Source organism: Streptomyces sp. NPDC001480, assembly GCF_042894725.1.
Classification (GTDB): Bacteria; Actinomycetota; Actinomycetes; order Streptomycetales; family Streptomycetaceae; genus Streptomyces.
In genome coordinates this window covers 77,422-96,494 of record NZ_JBIAVX010000026.1, presented here as the reverse complement: position 1 = coordinate 96,494, position 19,073 = coordinate 77,422, and the positions used below count along the sequence as shown (strand labels likewise).

Here is a 19,073-nt window from a genome sequence, read left to right as displayed (position 1 = left end):
GGAGCCGGCAACCGAAGGAGAAGGTTGGTAAGCCACGCCGACAGCCTCCCATCGACAAGCCCACCACACCCACCGAACTTACGAAAAGATCAGTAAGTGGTCGACTCTCGAAATCCTTCGGGGGTTGCCGCAGCGGTAGGTGCCGTGCCAGAGGGCCGGGAGGATGCCTGGGCGGTGAGGCGGGGCTCCCCTGCGTGGGCTAGGACCTCCTCGGCGGTGCGGGCACGGGCAGTGGTTCGGGTGGGTGATCGCGGCACTGCGGGATGGGGTCGTGCACCACTGGACAGATAATCTCTGCGCAGATAATCTCTTGATAGATCATCTAGCCGAGGAGATCACTCATGTGGGAGTACGAGCACAGCATCGAGACCAGCGCCACCCCCGAGGCGATCTGGCGGCTCTGGGCCGACGTTGAGAACTGGGGCACCTGGAACGCCGAGATCGAGAAGATCGAGATGAGTGGCCCGTTCGCGGCGGGCACGCAGATTGCGATGACACCGCCCGGGGACGACCCGGTACTGCTGCGCATCGCCGAGGCGGTCGAAGACGAACTGTTCATCGACGAGGCCAGCTTCAACGGCCTGCTGCTGCGCACCACCCACCAGATCGACCGGATCGACCAAGACCGGATCCGGGTGGTGTACCGGATGGAGATCACCGGTACCGGTGCCGACGAGGCCGGACCGCAGATCGGCCCGGGCATCACCGCCGACTGGCCCGACACGATGGCCGCGCTGGCCAAGCTGGCTCTGAGCTGATGCCCCTCAGCCCCAGCGACAGCCCCGGATTCCTGCTGTGGCATGCCACCCTGCGCTGGCAGCGTGACATCGCCACAGCTCTGGCCCCACTCGATCTCACCCATGTGCAGTTCGTGCTGCTCGCCTGCGCCTGGTGGCTCAACAACCAGGGCGAGCATCCCAACCAGATGGCTCTCGCTCGCCAAGCCGGCACCGACGTCAAGATGACCTCCCAGGTACTACGCACCCTGGAACACAAAGGACTCATCGAGCGTGCAGTCGACCCGGCCGACACCCGCGCCAAACGACTGCGCGTCACCGACGCCGGCGCCGACCTGGCCCCACGCGCGATTGCCGCCGTTGAGCACGCCGACGCACGGTTCTTCCAGCCGGTGCCCCTCGACGACGCGGTATCCCTGCTCGGCCGCCTGGCTCGTCCCGAATCCTGAAACACCCTCACCGACAACCGCAGGCCACCGGACCCGAACCCACCGGCCGGTGGCATCTGCAACAGGCCAGCCCCACCGTCCCCGAAGGAACGGCCCTCAGGCGCCAGGTCGGCCGCGAAGCGGGCGATCTGAGCCAGCGACCGCGCGCCACCGAGCACCGCGACCAGGCACAGCCCCAGCAGCGAGCCGAGCCGGTAGCGGCGTCCTCGTACCTGGCGTGGATCGGGGAAGCAGTCGAATACCGCGGCCAGCATGGCCAATTCGTAGGGGTCCGTGGGTGGACATGGCGCGGCTGCGTCCTCGAAGTGGCGCGTGAGGACGCTGACCAGGGAAGATTGCACGCGGACGCGGCTCCAGGTCGATCTTCGGTCTCAGTGACCTCGATTATCTGGCGTCGCGTCCGTCGTTCCCACTCGGGCATTGGAACAGTCTCGCGGGTGCGGGTGTCCGCACCGGAAGGGCGGCGGAGGTCAGCTCTGGGCGGTGGGCCGGACGACGATCTCGTTCACGTCGACCGCGGCAGGCTGTTCGATCGCGAAAGCGATGGCCCGGGCGATCGCGTCGGGCGGGATCGCGAGGTCGTCCCGCATCTTCGTGATCTCTGCTCTCACCTGACTGTTGGTCGACGCCTCGGCGAATGCGGTCGCAGTCACACCAGGTGAGACCGTGGTCACCCGCAGGGAGTCGCCGGCTTCCTGGCGTAGTCCTTCGCAGATGGCCCGGACCGCGAACTTGGTGCCGGCGTAGACGGCCATGGACGGCACGACGCGAAACGCGGCCGTGGAGGCGGTGGTGACGAAGTGGCCGGTGCCCTGCGCCCGGAAGACCGGCAGCGCGGCACCGATCCCGTGCAGCACGCCCTTCACGTTGACGTCGACCATGTGGTCCCACTCCTCCAAGCGCAGATCGTCGAGAGGCGAGATGGTGCCGACTCCGGCGTTGCTGACGAGGACGTCGAGTCGGCCGAAGCGCTCACCGGCCAGCGCGACCAGAGCCTGCAGGTCCCCCCGCCGTGTCACGTCGGTGCGGATCTGCACGGCCGTGCCACCTGCCTTCTCGATCCGGGCCACCAGTTCCGCCAGGCGTTCGGACCGGCGTGCGCCGAGGACGAGTCGCGCGCCGCGTTCGGCGAGCAGCAGCGCGGTCGCCTCGCCGATGCCACTGCTGGCTCCCGTGATCGCCACCACTTTGCCCTTGATTCCGGACATGACTTGCCCTCTCCATTTTGGGCACCGGGGCCGGGGTACCGAGTGGTAGCAGGTCATGGGGGAGCGTCCGCAAGCCTTTGCGCCACTGGCAGGCCGGGTGCCGGTGTGACCGTGTGGGGCCGTCGGTCATGCCGCGGCCCGTACTCGCACACCAGTCTCCGCGGGGCATAGCCTGGTATCCAGACCGTGTTTATTCTGGAACTGAAGGTGCCATCCAGTCATGCCCACGCAGCCGGACCAACGCCGTCAGCTGAGTGAATTCCTGCGCAGCCGGAGAGAGCGCCTGACCCCTGACGAGGTAGGCCTGCCCCAGACCGGCCGCCGACGGACGCCGGGACTTCGCCGAGAGGAACTGGCACTGCTGGCCGGGATCAGCGCCACCTGGTACACGTATCTGGAGCAGGGGCGAAAGATCCGCGTCTCCGAACAGGTGCTCAACGCCCTCGCCGCGGCGCTGCGGCTCGACCGGAACGAGCGCAATCATCTTCTCCAACTCGCCGGTCACGCGCCTGCGGCCGAAGCCGAAGAAAGCGAGCCACTGACAGCCGAGGCGAGCGCCGTCCCCCTGCTGCTCCAGCCGAACCCGGCGTACATCATCGGCGGCAACTATGACGTCCTCAGTCACAACCAGGCAGCCCACGAGTTGTTCCCGAGGCTCATCACTGAGGCGGACCGGCCCGCCAACTTCGCCCGCTGGGTGTTCCTCGAACCGGTGGCCCGGGACGTTCTGGTCGACTGGGAACCCGAAGCACGTGGCCTCCTCGGCCGACTTCGGACGCTAGCGGCACGCCATTCCGGCGACACGCGGTACACCCGACTGATCGAGGACCTGAACGAGGGCAGCCCGGAAGTGCGGGACTGGTGGCCCCAGTACGAGGTGCAGGCCCGGCACAGCGGTCGAAAACGGCTACGGCACTCCCAACGGGGAGTGATTGATTATGCATACACCGCCTTTCACCTGGCCGAACAGCCGGAACAGACGCTGGTCGTCTACTTGGACAGCAGCGAACCGCCCGACGAGGGCGTGGCGGTGACCGGCAAATGAAGGAGAAGACCGGCGGCAGCACCAGCGCTCACGGTACGGCAGCGGAGGGCCGGCGACTACGCGCCGAGCAATTCCTAAGGAAACAGGGCCGCCCCACCGCAGATGACGCGTGAGGGGCCAGCCAGTCTTCGACGCCGAACTGCACACGGTTACTTCTCTGTCGGCTCCGGGACGGGGGCGGCCCCGGTGGGGCACGACGAGCCCCAGTTCGTCTCGAACGAGGTGATCAGGTTGACCCCCGCCCCACCGAGCCTGGTGATCCTTTATCTCGCTACCTGAGAACCTTTCAGCCCTGGGCCAGGAGACGGCAGGAATTGTCAGGGGCGGTCTACTTGAACCAGTAGCGGACGCCGTGGTGGTGGGAACAGGTGCCCTGCGAGTGCCGAGAGCAGGACAGGGAAGCGTCCTTGCACCTCGCGGTCTCGTACTTATCCTTCGGCTGCTGGCGGCGTGTCCAGCCGCGTACGGCGCGAGCGTGAAAGACTGCAGCAACATGGCCTCCTGGTGCTCGTCGGCTTCGACAACCCCGAGCTACCGGAGGCCCTGCCTTCATGCACCAACCGCACCGCGATCACCCGATCAAGACCCTCGTTCGACCTGACAACCCCGTTGATCGGTAAACGGATGGCGTCTGAGTACATCCCACACCCCCGAGGCAGCGTGCCAAGAGTGGCGGTAACCGCTTCCCGCCACCGCTGCCGGGTCTTTTGACCTGCCGGAGCACTCCCGTAACTCCCTGCTCCTGGTACGGGGTGGAGCATTCCCTGGTCGGCACCTTCGCCGAATACCTGCCGGGCGCACCGCGCTGGGTCGGTCGGTCCCGTCTCCGCGCGCCGCGCCGGGACGCAAGAAGGCCATCCCGTTCGGTCCGTTCCTCAACGCCCGAACATTCGTCGGACTTCCTGAACTGACGCGCGGGTGGTATCGCCTCGGGCTGGGCACCGACCCGTTATCCGCCCTCACAGCGGGGAGGTGAGGGTGCGCAATCGGTCGACCAAGGCTGGTTGGGGGAGGGGGACGGTGCCGGCGGCGAAGCGCCACCAGAAGCGGGCGCCGCTGCCGTCGTCGGCGAGGTGGAGCAGGCAGGCGATGACGAGGGCCCCGGCTTTGTCGGCGTACTGGCTGGCGATGAAGTCGGCGAGGTGGTTGTCGGCGTCGGGGCCGAGGACCACGAGGCAGACGGCGTTGAGGTCCCACCAGGCGCGGTCGGCGTCCGGTGTGCTTTCGTTTGCGGGCGGGGTCCATTCGGTGTGGTTGAGGGCGGCGTCGGCGTTGCGCTGCGGGCCGGCGATCGCACCCTGCTCGGACGGACGGCATACCTCGGCAACGGGGCTGAGGCCGGTGGGGGTGCAGCGAGGCACACGCGCGCCTGATCGGTCGGCGCGCCACTGTCGTGGCTGACTTTCGTCGGCTGAGGCACATACAACCCCGACGGGCACCCGTCCTCGCTCATGGACGGCACCCCATCCGCTTGACTCGGTCATTGAAACTTGCGGCCAAAGTCGCTACGCGGACCGCTCTGTCTGGTGTGACCCGCACATGGACAAGAGGTTGTTGATCCAGAATGCATGGATGGACTGACACCCTGCAAACAGCTGCTGTCGTGGCACTCGTGTTCGGTGGGGGACTGGCAGGTGTGGCACAGTTCGTGCCGCCCCTGGGAAGTGATCACGCTTCCCCAGCCGTTGCACACCTCGCAGTCGGCAGCCAAAGCGGCGTTGGCGTGGGGGTTGGAGTCGGGAGCGGCCATCGTTCCGTAGGTCATTGAGATTCTCCTGGCGTCGGGGCTGTCCCGGTGATGCACCCCTTGACTACACAGTGCTCACTTTATTCCGTTCCATGTCCGTTTGTGCCCGTTCATGCAGATTTTATGACCGTTTTACCCTGTAGTGGCAGCCGGGCTCGCCCGCCGCCAGGGACTCGATCCCTGAAGTGGTGCCGTGGCGGAGTGGTCGGCCGGCGGTCGAGGGGGCGTGAAGACTTCCAGCCCTTGGGCACCACCCCGAACGGGGACGGTTCATAGGCACGGCCTCTGACAGCGAAGCACTGTGCCCTCCGAGTGCCCGCCGCGGGGGGACTGCTCAGGGAACAGCGGGGAATCGCGGCGACTGCACTGGAAACCCCCAGGTCAGCGTCTCCCTCGTCAGCGCCGATCGGGCGGGGCACGGCCGGGGAAGGCCAGAGAGTGGCCCCGGAACGCGAGATCAACGTGCAGGCCCCTCTGGGCCGTCTCAGGGCCGTCGAAGGTTCTCAACGACGATCAACGCTGACAACCACCGACAGCTAAGTTGCGGGTCGCAGCGTTGATCGATTACGCGGCCGCAGGTCAGAGACCCGGCCCTTCACTTCTGCTTCTTCTAGTAGTTCGGTCGAGGCAGGCGTGTGGAGGGCGCACCTGGTGCGGGGTCTGCGCAGCCGTCGGTCCTCGCGTGGGGAGGTCAGGAGGGGCGGCGCAGCGCCGCTCACCGTGGTCACAGGCCACAAGTGCGTGCGGCGCAGACTGCGCACTCATGCTACCACCCTGCTACCATCAGGTGTGACTTCTATGAAGAAGCAGACGCAGCTCCGGTTGGAAGCGGATGTGCTGGAGGCAGGCAAGGCCGCCGCGCGGGCCCGTCGGCTGGACTTCAACAAGTACGTGGAGCGGCTCATCATCGAGGACACCACCGGTGCTCGTGCCGCCGGCATGGCTGCTGCCCAGCGGCTCATCGATGAGCACGGCACCTTCCTCGACGATCTGGAGCAGCAGCTCGACGCCCCGTACGCCGATCCGCAGCCGGGCGCCGCCGCGTGATCCTGCACGTCGACGAATCCTGGATCCTGGAAGTGGCGGAACGGGCCGGGCACCGGGATCCGGCCGCCGACGACTACGGCGTGCCCATCGCCGCCGTCGCCCGCCACCGCGGTGAACTCCTCGACACCCCCGTCTACGGTGGCGCCTATGCCCGCGCCGCCGCCCTGGTCCACAACCTGGGCCGCTGCCACTGGCTGGAGCGTTCCAACCTCACCGTCGCCTGCGCCGTCGCCGTCATGTATCTCGAGGCCAGCAACATCCCCGTCAGCCCCACCCGCGAACAGCTAACCGCGCTCGCCCACGAGCTGAACAACCCGCGCTGTACCGCCGACCGGATCGCTTCCTTCCTGCGCACCTGGAAACCCTGAACCCGCACCGGGTGGTGACCGCCTCAGGCCACGTCGGCTCCGTGTGTCGGTAGCCGCCCGCGTGGCGATGATCATCTGGTACTTCGCTGGAAACCTGAATGGCACCCGCGACCCAACGGCCGCTGCCCCTCTCGCCTTACCCGAACGCCTCCGGGCTCGGATGTGAGCCAAGGGCCTGCCGCCGCTCTGCGGCGGGCCCGGCGTGTTACAGCAGCCCGCCCAGCGGCAGGATGCGCTCAGTGAGCTGTCCGCGCAATTGTTCCCCGGCGGTGTCGGCTTCGGCGAGCCAGTCGGCAGTGACCAGCAGTCCGGCCTGCTCGGCGACTTGGTCGGGGAGCAGGGCGCAGAATGCGGCAGCCTGGTCCAGGTGGAGTCCGCCGTCTTCTGCGTGTCCGAGGCGGCCGTCGGGGCGGGTGTGGGCGGCGGTGTACAAGGCCAGGAGCCGGGTGGCGGCGCCCAGTTTCTTCTTGCGGATCTTCCGGTCACCCACCGCCTTCTGCGCCCAGCCGGAGATCCTCGAGCGGGTGGTCTTGCCAAAGGCGAACGGGCGGGGCTGCTCGGGCAGCAGGGTGGGGATGGTGAACGCGGTGGGATCCTCGGGACGGGAGGCCATCACCTCGGCGACGGTGCCGGGCAGGCGCAGCCAGTCGGCCGCGACCAGCTGCTGAAGTACCCGCTCGGCATCATTGGGGAGCCAGCCGGTGAGGTCCTGGCCGGTGATGTTCCCGGTGCCGGCGCGCGCGGCCCGCAGGGTGAGCATGAGCACCGCGAGGCGCACCTCGGCCTCCGGGTGCGGGGAGTGGGCGGCGACGTAGTCCAGCACGGTGCGGGTGTGCACGGCTTGTTGCCGGGTCAGCAGCCGTTCCACCGTCGGCTGGTCGCCGACCGCTGTGTCGCCGGTGGGCTGGCCGGTGCGGTTGGTGTGCATCTCGCGGGTGGTCTGTGCAGCCTTATCGGCGCGCTGTGCCTCCTGGCGCAGGGAGCCGTCCCCACTGACGTCGGCCCACAGGCTAAAGGCCAAGGCCGTGAAATTACGGTTGCACAGCTGGTGGCAAGGGGTTTAGAACGGCGTCGTTGCCCAAGACGAGTCGTTGGGAGCTCCGCGGTCCGGTCTTTTGGGCTGCCGGGGTAGCCCTCGGGGGAGAAACACCAGATCCATGACCACGCTCTCACTGCCCTTGCGCACCGAACGGCTCCTTTTGCGTCTGTTCACGCCGGACGACCTCGATGACTTGTACGCGTACCAGGGCCTCCCCGAAGTCGCTCGCTATCTCTACCGGCAGCCCCTCACCCGTGAACAGTGCGCGCAGAGCCTGACGCGGCGTGCGGCCGGGACAGCGTGGGCCGAGGATGGCGACGGCCTAGTGGTCGCCGTCTGCCCGGTCGGCGAGGCAAAGGTCGTCGGCGAGGTTGTCCTGAAGCTCACGAGCGCGCGGGCGCGCCAGGTAGAGATCGGCTGGATCTTCAACCCGGCGTACGGCGGTCGGGGTTACGCGACCGAGGCGGCGCGTGCGACCGCCGAGCTGGCCTTCGCCGAGTTGGGCGTCCACCGGCTCTTCGCCCGCCTTGACGTGCTCAACACCGGGTCGGTGCGCGTGTGCGAGCGCCTGGGCATGCGCCGGGAGGCGCACCTTGTCGAGAACGACCTCGACAACGAGCGCTGGGGCAGCGAGTACATCTACGCGACACTCGCCCGGGAGTGGAAGACCGATCGGGCCTGACAAGGAGGTCCAGCAGTGAGCGCTGTTTGAGGGGCTTGGTCGTAGGCAGGCCGTCTTACGCAGCTGATTCTGGCGGACCACCCGACGTAGAGAGCAGAGCCCCGGTAGAGCGAGGTCTGCCAAGACAAGTCGTTCACCATAGGAGCTCCGCTGCCCGGTCAGTGTGTCATCACCCGCGAGATCGCGGTAGCCGAAGGCATCTTCGCCCCGGGCCATCTGGGCGAGTTGACGCGGATCGTGCCGTTCGAGATGGTCGATGAGGTCCTCGCTGGGTGCGGGTCCGTTCAGCAGCGGCTGCGGAAGCTGCCCGCCCGGGTGGTGGTCTATCTGTTGCGGCCACGCTGTTCGAGGAATGCAGCTACCTCGCCGTGTGGTCCAAGCTCACCTCCGCGCTGGGCTCGCTGCCGATACCGAAGGTCACCGGCACCGCAGTGTGGCACGCCCGTTCCAGGCTCGGGGAGCGGCCGGTGCGCGCACTGTTCGACCTGGTGCGCGGGCCGGCGTCTGCGATCCGCACCGCCGGGGCCCGCTGGGCCGGTCTGCTGGTGGTGGCGATCGACGGCACCTACCTCGACGCCCCCGACGACCCGGCAACCCGGGCCCGCCTGGGCAAGGGCTCCAACCAGTACGCCACATCCGGCTACCCGCAGATCCTGCTGGTAGCCCTGGTGGCCTGCGGCACCCGCGCCGTCATCGACGCGGTCTTCGGACCCCGCACCCGTGGCGAGGCCACGCAGGGTGAGCGCCTACGCGTTCCCTGCACCGGGGCATGATCGCGCTGCTGGACCGGGGCTTCTCCTCCAACGCCTTCCTCGAGGCTGTGGCCGACACCGGGGCCGCGATTCTGGCCCGCCTGTCCGCCGCCCGCAAGCCACCCATCCTGCGCCGCTTCGAGGACGGCTCGTTCCTCTCCAAGGATCGGCACGCTGGACGTCCGCATCATCGAGTGTGAGATCACCATCGCCGCCACCGCCGGACGTACCACCGGCGTCTACCGTCTGGCCACCACCCTGCTCGACCACCGTGCCCATCCGGCGTTCGAGCTGGTCAAGCTGTACCACGAGCGGTGGGAAGTGGAGTCCGCCTACTTCGCGATCAAGAAATCCATGCTCGGGCGCCGGGTCCTGCGCGCCCGGACCACGCCCGGCATCACCCAGGAGGTCTACGCCCTGCTAACCGCCTACCAGCTGATCAGAATCGCCATCGCCGACGCCACCGACACGATCCCCGGCGCTGACCCCGACCGCGCCAGCTTCAGCATCGCCCTACAGACCGCCCGCGACCAGGTCATCCAGGCCGCGGGCGTGATCGCCGACACCGTCGTCGACCTCGTCGGCACCATCGGTCGCGCCGTCCTGGACCAGCCCATGCCCACCCGCCGCCTCCGCCTCAGCCCCCGCGCCGTCAAGCGTCCCCTGTCCCGCTACGCCCACAAGAGCCTGCGCGTCGACCGCCGCACCTACAAGGCCACCATCAGCATCGACATCCTCTCGACACAGACCACCAGCCCATAACTTCACGGCCTTGGACTAAAGGCGCGGGCCTTGCGCTCGTGGAGCTCGGCGAGGAGAGCGAGGTCGGGCTCGGTGCGCTGCTGGTAGGCGCGGAATGCGTCCCCGAGCTCGATGAGCTCAAGGCGCAGGACGTCAGGCTCGGCACTACCAGCTCATCGAGCTGGAGGCGAAGGCCGCGAACGTGCGCGAGCCGGGGCGGCCTGGAGAGACTGGTCCATGCTCGACCTGTATGGCCAGAACCTCAAGGTCGAGCGTGCCTTCGAGGCTAAGCTTCGCTGCCGCAACGTGTATTGAGGCGGGCGGGTCGACTCCTTTGCGGCGTCCTCGCGCACGATGGTTCAGGCCACGAGCAGGCGCAGGCCCAGCTCTGCCGTGTCGAGGGCGAGGAGGTCCCGGTTGTGTTCGGCCCACCGGCCTGAGGAAAGGTCGTCGCGGAGGCTGTCCACCGCCCGCTGCTCGGCCTGTGGCCCGACTCTGGCCCATACCGATACCGCGCGGCGGACCTGTTCGTCCAGGTAGGCCTCGGGTCGGCGCCAGTGGGCTTCGAAGAAGCCGTCGGCGCAGTCCCACGGGATGAGCACCGGCTCCGCGTGGCCCCCGATCGCGTGGGTCATGTCGGCCAGTGAAGGCCATCCGGTGAGGAGGTCAGCGAACTCGGGCAGGTAGTCGCGGGTGAGCCAGAATCGCTGGAGCCAGCCGGTCGTACTGGCGTCGTACGTGAACACCACCACGCGGCGGGCCACCCGCCGCATTTCCCGCAGCCCGGCAACAGGGTCCGGCCAGTGATGAACGGTGCTGACCGCCATCGCGGCGTCGAAGGACTGGTCAGCGAACGGCAGGCGCTCCGCACTGGCGGCAACGCACGGCGCCGCACCCGCGGGACGCTGCGCCCGCATCACCGCCGACGGTTCCACCGCCATGACCTCGCGGTCCGGGGGCTCGTAGGAGCCGGTGCTGGCCCCGACGTTCAGTACCGTCCGTGCGTCCCCGAGCGCATCCCAGATCCTCGCGGCGATCCGCGGCTCGTTGCGCCGCGTCGCCGGGTAAGCGGACCCGATGGCTTCGTACAATTGCGCGCCGAACACTTTCAGTTGGTCCTCCGGCGTCGTCCTGATCCCCATGGCTCGTGCCTCCAGTTCCTTGTCGATGGCCGTCACCATGGCGGCAGCGCGGTCGCGCTGTTCCTGCAGCAGGCCGCGCAGCCGGCGCAGGTGCGCGACCGCGTCGGTGGCCGGGTCGTCCACCAGATCGGCGATCTCGCGCAATCCGAAGCCCAGCCGCCGGTAGCCGAGCACCTCCCGCAGCCGCTCCACGTCGCCCGCCGAGTAGGCCCGGTACCCGGCCGTGGTCCGCGCGGACGGTCGCACGAGGCCGATGTCGTCGTAGTGATGCAGCGTGCGGACGCTCACGCCGGCCAACTCGGCCACGCGTCCCACGGTCAGGTGTTCTTCCACGCCACCGACCATGCGGCATGACGCCGCGTGAGGGTCAAGCTCTTCACTCCTCGTACCACGCGTGGCTGCACGGCCTCGCCGACCAGTAGTTTCAGGCTGTCGGGCGGTCATGACCGCAGCCAGACAGCCAGGGACGCTGTGGTCACCGTGCCCAGGAAGACCTAGCCGCGGTTGTCATACCGCGTCGCAACGGCCCGGGAGTTCTTGAGCCCCAGAGGGCGACCCCCTTGGCCGGGTCGAGCTTGATCGCCGGCAGGACGGAGCGTTCCCGCCGTCCCGGCCCTGTCCCGCTACTCGCCCAGCCGGTGCACCTCCGTCACGGTGTAGGACATCGAGGCGCGAAAACCGCTGCCGGTGCGTACGGGCGCCAGGTCCGCGAGTTCCTCGCCGCGGGCGGGGAAGAGGCTGATGTCGCCGGAGCCGACCCAGACGTCGGCGAGCTGCCGGTCGCCGAAGTCAGCCATGACCAGTTCGTGCACGGCGGGCTTGTCGTACTGGCCGGCGGCCAGTGACGGGAAGTGCCGGAGGTTGACCGTGGGCCGGAACAGGGCCGCGGGATCGCTCGCCGGCTCCTCCAGGGTGACCCGTGCCTCAGCCAGGGCGTGCCCGGCAGCCGACAGGGACGCACCGAACTTCCCGCCTGCCGCGAGGGACGGCGATGCCTTGCCGGGCGCGGCGAAGACGCGGGTCTGGGCCACCGAGCCCAGCTTCTTCGGGAAGCCCTGAACCCAGCCGCGGGCCATGGCGAGGTCGTTGTCGACGTAGATGTACGGGCACCAGGACACCGGCTGGTCCCGGAACCGGGCGTCCACCAGCAGCATGAACTCGCGGTACTGGCTGCGCACCGGGTCGAGGTACTCGTCGTTCTCCGCCGAGAACTGCCAGTCGACGAAGAGCGCCACCACGCGCCCGTCGGACCCGGCGTCCGGAGTCAGCCCCTCCGGGAGGGTCGCCGCGGCCGCCGCCGGGTCCGTCCAGAACTCGACGCCGACGATGTCACCGGCGTAGTGCCACGGTGGAGCGGGGGCGAGATTCGCCTCTCCGCGAGGGGACAGCGGGTAGGTGTAGCCCTTCAGCATGGATACCTCCACAGAACGAGGGTCGGGCCGGACCGATCCATACTCCGCACCCACACGCCGGCCGGCTTGGGTCAAATGACTGCTTCGCGTACGCGTGGGAAGAGGAGCAGCCCGGTCAGGTACTGAAATCACTCGGCAGGCGGCCCGACGAGGGCAGGACCGAGCCGATCCGCGACCCGTCTGCGGCCGCCGGTGAGGTGCACTGGACAGGGATCCCAGCGGCGGCGGCCGGTGCGCGCGGCCGGCTTCGGTCAGGCCTCACCCCGGCGCGCCAGCCACTCCTTCTCCTGTCCGGGTTCGGGCAGAACCCGGCCGCCTTCGACGGCGGAGCGGGCGGGTCCGTCCTGGAGCACCACCATCACGTGGTCCTCCGCCACCCCGGCGATCCGGGCGGCGGCAGAGGACAGCTCCAGCGCCAGCCGCGTGGCCTCCTGCTGCGGATGCCCCCGCCGGACCCACCCGCTGATGATCAGCGGGGCTCCCGGTTCGCCGCCGGCGAAGACGCTGGCCGGTGGTGGCTCGGAGAAGACCACGTTGACGTAGGCCGGTGGCACATGGTTGATCGTCACGTGGATCCTGGTGATCTCGGCCGCCAGCGCGGCCTTCGACCCACTGGTCAGGGTCCCCTGGGCGGCGGTGCAGGTGTAGACGGGCATGTCGGCTCCTCTTCGGACCGGGGAATCACCGTCCACGGATCTTTCGTGCACGGCTCCGGGTTCGACGCCGTCGGCCGGCTCGCTCGCGGGAGATCCGCGACGGCTCGTACACCCTCCGTCGGGTCACGGGGTTTCGCCTTCGGTCATCCGACTGAGGCCGCAACTGCGGCGGGCGCCCGGAGTTGCGCGGGCGGCGCGTTCCCTGCGTAGGGCACACGCCTAAGCAGGCTTTTCAGTCATTGGACGGAAGCCTTGGCGGGCGGTGCGGGGAACTATGTCATGAATCCTCCCCCCACCGGTCCCGGCACGAAAACTGGCAGGTAGCCATGACTGAGCAAGCCACTGTCCGGAGCGTGACCTACGATCTGCTGCGCTCTCTCGGACTGACCACCGTCTTCGGAAATCCGGGCTCCACCGAGCAGCCCTTCCTGCAGGAGTTCCCTGAGGACTTCACCTACGTACTGGCCTTGCAGGAGGCTTCCGTCATCGCGATGGCTGACACCTTCGCCCAGGTCACCGGTCGGCCCGCGCTGGTCAACGTGCACTCCTCGGCGGGGTTGGGCAACGCCGTCGGCAACCTGGTGGCCGCCTACCACGGCAACACCCCGCTGATCGTCACCTCCGGCCAGCAGCACCGGGAACTGCTGATCGGCGAGCCCTACCTGGGCAACCGGGAGGCCACCACGCTGCCCAAGCCCTGGGTGAAGTGGTCGTACGAGCCCGCGCGCGCCGAGGACGTCCCGGAGGCGTTCCTGCGGGCGTACGCGATGGCCCTGCAGCCGCCCGCCGGTCCCGTCTATCTGTCCGTGCCGATGGACGACTGGAAGCGGCCTTTGTCCGGCTTCACGCGCATGCGGACCTTCAGCGCCCGGGTCCTGCCCGACCCCGACCGGCTACGGAGCTTCGCGGACCGTATCTCCGCCAGCCGCCGTCCGGCGCTGGTGTTCGGTCCGGAGGTGGACAAGGCCGGTGGCTGGGACGCGGCGGTCTCCCTCGCCGAGAAGCTGCGCGCGGCCGTCTACGGCTCCCCGCTGCTCGACCGTGCGTCCTTCCCCGAGGACCACCCCCTGTTCCGCGGGCCGCTCGGCATGTCGGTGAAGACGATCAGCGACCGGCTGACCGGGCACGACCTGGTCGTCGTGATCGGCGCCGAGGTGTTCCGCTACTACCCCTACGTCCCGGGCCCCTACCTGCCCGACGGCACGGAGCTCCTCCAGATCACCGGCAACCCCGACGTCGCCGCGGCGGCGCGGGTGGGCGACAGCCTGCTCGGCGATCCCAAGACAGCGATCGAGCAGCTCGTGGCCGCGGTCGCGGACGGAACCGCGCGGACCGCTCCCGAGCCGATGGCGCGCCCCCGGGTGCTTCCTGAGGCGCCGAACAGCCCGCTGACGCCCCCTGAGGTCTACGCCGCCCTGAGCAGCGTCAAGCCGGCCGACGCCGTCATCGTCAACGAGTCGACCTCCACCATGGCCCAGCAGATCGAGTGGCTGCCCACCACCCGGAGCGGCTCCTTCTTCGCCACGGCCAGCGGCGGCATCGGCTGGGGCACACCGGCGGCCGTCGGGATCGCCCTGGCCGACCGGCAGCGGGGCGTTCCCCGGCCGGTCGTTGGACTGATCGGCGACGGTTCCTTCCAGTACTCCGTGCAGGCCATCTGGACGGCGGCGCAGCACCGGCTGCCCATCGTCTACGTCGTCATGCGCAACCAGGAGTACTCGATCCTCAAGTCCTTCGCGGTGCTGGAGGAGACGCCGGGCGTCCCCGGCCTCGACCTGCCCGGACTGGACATCGCCGGTGTGGCCCGCGGCTTCGGCTGCCGCGCGGTCGACGTCGACACCACCGAGGACCTGCAACGCGAGTTCAAGGCGGCCCTGACCGCCGACACCACCACCGTCATCGTGGTGGCCACCCAGCCCCAGAAGGCGATGCTGTAACGGGAGCAGTGATGGATCTCGGACTCAAGGACCGTGTCTACATCGTCACCGGCGGCACCCGCGGTCTCGGTCTGGCCGCCGCCCGCGAGCTGACCTCCGGCGGGGCGAAGGTGGTGGTCAGCGGGCGCAGCACGCACTCGCTGGCCGCGGCCGAGGCAGAGCTCGGCGGCCCCGGGCAGGCCGTCGGCGTCGTCGCCGACAACGCCGACCCCGCAACGCCGGACCGACTGATCGCATCGGCACGCGAGGCGTTCAGAGGGCTGGACGGCGCGCTCATCAGCGTCGGCGGCCCGCCGACGGGCACCACGGACGCCGTCGACGACGAACAGTGGCGAGCCTCCTTCGAGTCGGGTTTCCTGGGCGCGGTGCGGTTGTCGCGGGCCGTCGCCACAGAGCTGAGCGTGGGCGGGGTGATCGGTTTCGTGCTCTCCACCTCGGTGTACGAGCCGATCCCCGGCCTCGCCGTCTCCAACGCCCTGCGCCCGGCCCTGGCCGGTTACGCGAAGACCCTCGCCGGTGAACTCGGCCCCCGGGGCGTGCGGGTGGTCGGCCTGGTACCCGCGCACATCGCGACCGACCGGGCCCTCGAACTCCAGTCGATCACCGGCGACGCCGACCGCACCGCCGCCGGCATCCCGCTGCGCCGGCTCGGCACCCCGGGGGAGTTCGGCCGCACCGCCGCGTTCCTGCTGTCGCCCGCCGCGGCCTACGTCACCGGCACCATGGTGACGATCGACGGCGGAACCCGGACCAGTTTCTAGGACGTCCACCCGGACCGATGATGGCGCATGATCTGCATGATTCCGTGGACGAGTGACGTGTTTCCTGCGTGGCCAATCCGAATATGGCGCGAATTGCTGAACGGCTTCTACAACAGTCTCGTCAGCGACACCTTCGAAACGCTGCGAGCTCAAGGAGAAGACGATGACCGACCACGGAGCCGACCTGCTGATCCGCGCCGGCGCGGTGCACACCTTGGCCTCCGGCCAGGCCCCGCAGCGGGCCCTGGCCGTGCGCGGTGACCGGATCACGGCCGTGTCCGCCGACCCGCACGGCCTCGACCGCCTGGTGACCGGGGAGACCGAGGTCCATGACCTGCCCGGCGCCACCGTGCTCCCCGCTTTCGACGACACCCACACCCACCTGATCTTCGCCGCGCTCGGCGCCCAGGACGTCCCCGTCCACCAGGCCCACACCATCCCCGAGTTCCTCGACCTGATCCGGCAGCGGGCCGCCGTCACCCCGGAGGGTGAGTGGATCCGCACTACCACCAACTGGCAGGAACTCAACCTGGCCGAGCGCCGCATGCCCACTGCGGCCGAACTCGACACAGCCACCGACCGGCACCCGGTCCTGGTCAAGCGCGGCGGCCACAACGACGTCGTCAACACCTACGCGCTGCGCCTCGCGGGCATCACCGAGGAAACCCCCGTTCCGCCCGGCGGCACCATCGGCCGCGGCGCTGACCGCAAGCTGGACGGGCGGCTCATCGACAACGCCCTGCACCTGGTGGAGCGTCTGGTCCCGGCCCCGGACCGGGCCCAGCGCATCGAGGGACTGCGCATCGCCACCCGCGACTACGCCGCCACCGGCATCGGCACCGTGCGGGACTGCGCGGTCGCCCCCGAGGACTACCGGGTGCTCCGCGCCGCCCGCGAGGCGGGCGTGCTCAGCGTCCGGGTGCGCGCGCTGATCTCGGCGTTGGGCATGACGAGCGCGGCCCAGGTGGAAAACCTGCTCGACACCATGGAGGAGTGGCGCGACACCTCCGACCCGCAGTTGTCGGTGTGGGGCGTGAAGTTCGGCCTCGATGGCGGCCTGGAGGCCGGCGCCACCGAGGAGCCGTACGCCTGCGACCACTCCTTCTCCGGGATGCTGATTTGGGAGCCGGACGCCCTGGTCGAGGCGGTCGAGGCGGTCATCCGGCGCGGCTGGCGGGTCGGCACCCACGCCTACGGCGACCGCGCCGTCCGCACTCTCCTCGACGTCTACGAACGCGTCCTCGACCGCAACCCCGGCCTGCCCGCCGGCACGCTGGTCATGGAGCACGGCGGTCTCGCCGGCCCCGAGCAGCGGGCCCGCGCCGTCGCGTTGGGCATCCCCGTCACCATCCAGCAGCCGCTGCTGCACGACACCGCCGAGGTCGAGGAGACCTTCTGGGGCCCGGAACGCGTCGCCCGACTCTTCCCGGCCCGCGGCTGGATGGACCTCGGCGCCCAGGTCAGCGCGGGCTCCGACTTCCCGGTCGGCCAGTTCGGTGCGATGCGCTCGGTGTACGGCATGACGACGAGGCAGACCGTCATCGGCGTCAAGGGCCCCGAGCACGCGATCAGTTACGACGAGGCCCTCACCCTGCACACCACCCAGGCTGCCCGCCTCACGGGCGAATCCCATCTGCGCGGCACCCTGACCCCGGGCCGCTGGGCCGACTTCACGATCTGGGACCAGGACCCCGCCCACTGCCCCGGCGACGCCCTCCGCGACCTCCACCCCACCCACACCTTCGTCGGCGGCCGCCTGATCGCCCCCACCGGAACGCGGTAAGCGGGATCGGGTGTCGGCCCCGAACTCGCGGCTACCGCCGGCACAAGCGCTCGCGGTAGCCAACCGCCCTTGGTGAACAGTCCACTTTGTTGACAGTGGCCCTGTCCTGGCCACGCGCGCGCCCGTTGGATGAATCCACCTGCTGCCGCCGTGCACACGATGTGCAGAATCCGCCGCAGCCGCTACCAGGAGGCCCTTGAAGTCGGCCTACAAGTGGCACAAGGCGTGGCGGGACGGAGGAGGCACGGCTCTGGCCTCACGTGGGCCGAGCGGATCGTGCTGTCGTCTGTCTCCAAATGGCCTGCGGAAATTGGCCGTGTACCTCGAGCAGGGACCGGCCGCGCACGGGTGGGCGGAGGATCAGGTGTGGACCGCAGCCCGGGTGGCCACGCTGATCGGAAGGAAATTCCACCCGGTCCTCACGCTGTCGGCAGGAACATCCTGCACCTCGTCGATGAACACCGCCAGGACCCGTGGGTCCCCTCAGCTGGGCCCCGACAGCTCATGGTGTCGGTGTACTACCCCGCCATGTCCGATACCGGCGGCCCCGCCCCCTACATGACCACCGAGGCTGCCCGGCTCATGCTTCAGATGAAGGTCCCGGGCAGCACGATTCCGCCCGAGGCGGTCAGCGAAACCCGCACCTGGTCGCACACCGATGCGATCCCGTCGCACGGCAGGTTCCCGCTGATACTGCTCTCGCCGGGCTTCACTATGCCCCGCACGGAGATCACCAGCCTTGCCGAGGACCTCGCCAGCCGGGGCTACGTCGTCGCCCTGGTCGACCACACCTACGAGAACTCCGGCACCACTTTCCCCGACGGACAAACCCTCACCTGCACCATCTGCAACGACCACGACACACACCCGTTTAAGGCCATCGAGGACAGCCGGGCGAAGGACCTCTCGTTCGTCATCGATGCGTTGACCAGCCTCCGCCATCCGGCCTGGCGCCTCACTCACATGATCGACAGCAAACGGATCGGAGTGGCGGGGCACTCCCTCGGAGGCGCGTCCGCCGTGCCCACCATGGCCCACGACAAGCGCGTCCTGGCCGGGGTCAACCTCGACGGCACCATGGACGTGCCCGTCCCCGACGATGGCCTGGACGGACGCCCGTTCATGATGATCGGCCATCCCACGGGCGCCGACGAGGACTCCACCTGGACGGACGCTTGGGGCCGGCTCAGGGGCTGGAAGAGATGGCTGACCTTTGCCGGTTCCAACCACGCCAGCTTCACCGACCTTCCCGTACTCGCCGACAAACTGGGCATCCCCGAACCCCCCGGCACGACGCTCTCTTCCCGGCGCTCCGTCCAACTCACCCGCACCTACGTCGCGGCCTTCTTCAACCTCCACCTACGGGGCATCCCGGAGCCCATCTTGAACGGACCCACTTCGGCCTATCCGGAGGTGAGTTTCCACGCACCGTGACCAGCGGCCGACGAGGGCCCCACCCTCGACCCCGAAGGTCCATCCCCAACCATCTGCGGTGCCGGGGCATCCGGCACACGATCCCGGAGAGGACCGACAGCCAGGCTGCTCGCCTGCGCATGGGCTCACGAGG

General features: G+C 69.1%; 19 protein-coding genes and 2 pseudogenes. 13 read left to right on the top strand and 8 right to left on the bottom strand.

The genetic code is table 11. The annotated features are described in order from the left end of the window. Positions 1–341: 341 nt before the first annotated feature. Positions 342–758 carry a polyketide cyclase gene (locus tag ACFY01_RS41720; RefSeq protein WP_390741003.1) on the top strand — a complete coding sequence of 139 codons (417 nt, stop codon included), beginning with the start codon at positions 342–344 and terminating at the stop codon, positions 756–758. Next, the gene (locus tag ACFY01_RS41715; protein WP_390741002.1) at positions 758–1,186 is read left to right on the top strand and encodes a MarR family winged helix-turn-helix transcriptional regulator; all 429 of its coding nucleotides are present in this window, start codon (positions 758–760) and stop codon (positions 1,184–1,186) included. Before ACFY01_RS41720 ends, ACFY01_RS41715 begins: the two co-directional genes overlap by 1 nt. A 95-nt stretch (positions 1,187–1,281) precedes the next feature. Here ACFY01_RS41715 and ACFY01_RS41710 read toward each other — a convergent pair. Together ACFY01_RS41710 and ACFY01_RS41705 are read right to left on the bottom strand one after the other, a co-directional pair. Then, a pseudogene (locus ACFY01_RS41710) lies at positions 1,282–1,440 on the bottom strand (transposase family protein); the annotation flags it as partial. 216 nt (positions 1,441–1,656) lie between these two features. Next, positions 1,657–2,394, bottom strand: a complete 738-nt coding sequence (locus ACFY01_RS41705) for an SDR family oxidoreductase (RefSeq protein ID WP_390741001.1) — start codon at positions 2,392–2,394, stop codon at positions 1,657–1,659. 220 nt (positions 2,395–2,614) lie between these two features. On the opposite strand from ACFY01_RS41705, the gene ACFY01_RS41700 reads away from it, so the two are divergent. Continuing rightward, positions 2,615–3,439: a helix-turn-helix transcriptional regulator gene (locus ACFY01_RS41700; RefSeq protein ID WP_390741000.1), complete on the top strand. Its 825-nt coding sequence runs from the start codon at positions 2,615–2,617 to the stop codon at positions 3,437–3,439. Between the two features lie 328 nt (positions 3,440–3,767). Here the strand turns inward: ACFY01_RS41700 and ACFY01_RS41695 are convergent, their stop codons facing one another. Together ACFY01_RS41695 and ACFY01_RS41690 are read right to left on the bottom strand one after the other, a co-directional pair. Further along, positions 3,768–3,992: a DUF3761 domain-containing protein gene (locus ACFY01_RS41695; protein ID WP_390740999.1), complete on the bottom strand. Its 225-nt coding sequence runs from the start codon at positions 3,990–3,992 to the stop codon at positions 3,768–3,770. A gap of 406 nt (positions 3,993–4,398) precedes the next feature. Next, positions 4,399–4,800, bottom strand: a complete 402-nt coding sequence (locus tag ACFY01_RS41690) for a hypothetical protein (RefSeq protein ID WP_390740998.1) — start codon at positions 4,798–4,800, stop codon at positions 4,399–4,401. Between the two features lie 1,184 nt (positions 4,801–5,984). On the opposite strand from ACFY01_RS41690, the gene ACFY01_RS41685 reads away from it, so the two are divergent. Both ACFY01_RS41685 and ACFY01_RS41680 read left to right on the top strand, forming a co-directional pair. After that, on the top strand, positions 5,985–6,233 hold the full coding sequence (locus ACFY01_RS41685; RefSeq protein WP_390740997.1) for a hypothetical protein: 249 nt from the start codon (positions 5,985–5,987) through the stop codon (positions 6,231–6,233). Further along, positions 6,230–6,601 carry a fic family toxin-antitoxin system, toxin component gene (locus ACFY01_RS41680; RefSeq protein ID WP_390740996.1) on the top strand — a complete coding sequence of 124 codons (372 nt, stop codon included), beginning with the start codon at positions 6,230–6,232 and terminating at the stop codon, positions 6,599–6,601. The genes ACFY01_RS41685 and ACFY01_RS41680 overlap by 4 nt, the downstream gene beginning before the upstream one ends. 205 nt (positions 6,602–6,806) lie before the next feature. Here ACFY01_RS41680 and ACFY01_RS41675 read toward each other — a convergent pair whose 3' ends face one another. Further along, positions 6,807–7,622, bottom strand: a complete 816-nt coding sequence (locus ACFY01_RS41675; RefSeq protein WP_390740995.1) for a hypothetical protein — start codon at positions 7,620–7,622, stop codon at positions 6,807–6,809. A 136-nt stretch (positions 7,623–7,758) separates the two neighbouring features. Here ACFY01_RS41675 and ACFY01_RS41670 point away from each other — a divergent pair, with 136 nt between their 5' ends. The 4 genes and pseudogenes from ACFY01_RS41670 to ACFY01_RS41655 all read left to right on the top strand — a co-directional run bounded on the left by ACFY01_RS41670 (position 7,759) and on the right by ACFY01_RS41655 (position 9,836). Beyond that, positions 7,759–8,322, top strand: a complete 564-nt coding sequence (locus ACFY01_RS41670) for a GNAT family N-acetyltransferase (protein ID WP_390740994.1) — start codon at positions 7,759–7,761, stop codon at positions 8,320–8,322. 249 nt (positions 8,323–8,571) lie between these two features. Beyond that, positions 8,572–9,095: pseudogene (locus ACFY01_RS41665) on the top strand (transposase domain-containing protein). Beyond that, complete coding sequence (locus ACFY01_RS41660) at positions 9,092–9,274, top strand: hypothetical protein (protein WP_390740993.1); 183 nt, start codon at positions 9,092–9,094, stop codon at positions 9,272–9,274. Before ACFY01_RS41665 ends, ACFY01_RS41660 begins: the two are co-directional and overlap by 4 nt. Next, complete coding sequence (locus ACFY01_RS41655) at positions 9,240–9,836, top strand: transposase (RefSeq protein WP_390741008.1); 597 nt, start codon at positions 9,240–9,242, stop codon at positions 9,834–9,836. Before ACFY01_RS41660 ends, ACFY01_RS41655 begins: the two co-directional genes overlap by 35 nt. Before the next feature lie 338 nt (positions 9,837–10,174). Here ACFY01_RS41655 and ACFY01_RS41650 read toward each other — a convergent pair whose 3' ends face one another. From ACFY01_RS41650 to ACFY01_RS41640, 3 genes are all read right to left on the bottom strand, one after another. After that, positions 10,175–11,302, bottom strand: a complete 1,128-nt coding sequence (locus tag ACFY01_RS41650) for a MerR family transcriptional regulator (RefSeq protein WP_390740992.1) — start codon at positions 11,300–11,302, stop codon at positions 10,175–10,177. Between the two features lie 278 nt (positions 11,303–11,580). Then, positions 11,581–12,369 carry an acetoacetate decarboxylase family protein gene (locus ACFY01_RS41645; RefSeq protein ID WP_390740991.1) on the bottom strand — a complete coding sequence of 263 codons (789 nt, stop codon included), beginning with the start codon at positions 12,367–12,369 and terminating at the stop codon, positions 11,581–11,583. Between the two features lie 251 nt (positions 12,370–12,620). Next, a complete protein-coding gene (locus tag ACFY01_RS41640; protein WP_390740990.1) occupies positions 12,621–13,025 on the bottom strand; it encodes a tautomerase family protein in 405 nt (134 codons plus the stop codon). A gap of 353 nt (positions 13,026–13,378) precedes the next feature. Between ACFY01_RS41640 and mdlC the strand changes: the two genes are divergently transcribed. The 4 genes from mdlC to ACFY01_RS41620 all read left to right on the top strand — a co-directional run bounded on the left by mdlC (position 13,379) and on the right by ACFY01_RS41620 (position 18,940). Continuing rightward, positions 13,379–14,962 (top strand): benzoylformate decarboxylase, encoded by a 1,584-nt coding sequence (gene mdlC / locus ACFY01_RS41635; protein WP_390740989.1) that lies wholly within the window; start codon positions 13,379–13,381, stop codon positions 14,960–14,962. 11 nt (positions 14,963–14,973) lie between these two features. Next, complete coding sequence (locus tag ACFY01_RS41630; RefSeq protein ID WP_390740988.1) at positions 14,974–15,723, top strand: SDR family NAD(P)-dependent oxidoreductase; 750 nt, start codon at positions 14,974–14,976, stop codon at positions 15,721–15,723. A 163-nt stretch (positions 15,724–15,886) separates the two neighbouring features. After that, positions 15,887–17,506 (top strand): amidohydrolase, encoded by a 1,620-nt coding sequence (locus tag ACFY01_RS41625; protein ID WP_390740987.1) that lies wholly within the window; start codon positions 15,887–15,889, stop codon positions 17,504–17,506. Positions 17,507–18,034: 528 nt separating this feature from the next. After that, positions 18,035–18,940 carry an alpha/beta hydrolase family protein gene (locus ACFY01_RS41620; RefSeq protein WP_390740986.1) on the top strand — a complete coding sequence of 302 codons (906 nt, stop codon included), beginning with the start codon at positions 18,035–18,037 and terminating at the stop codon, positions 18,938–18,940. Positions 18,941–19,073 lie beyond the last annotated feature (133 nt).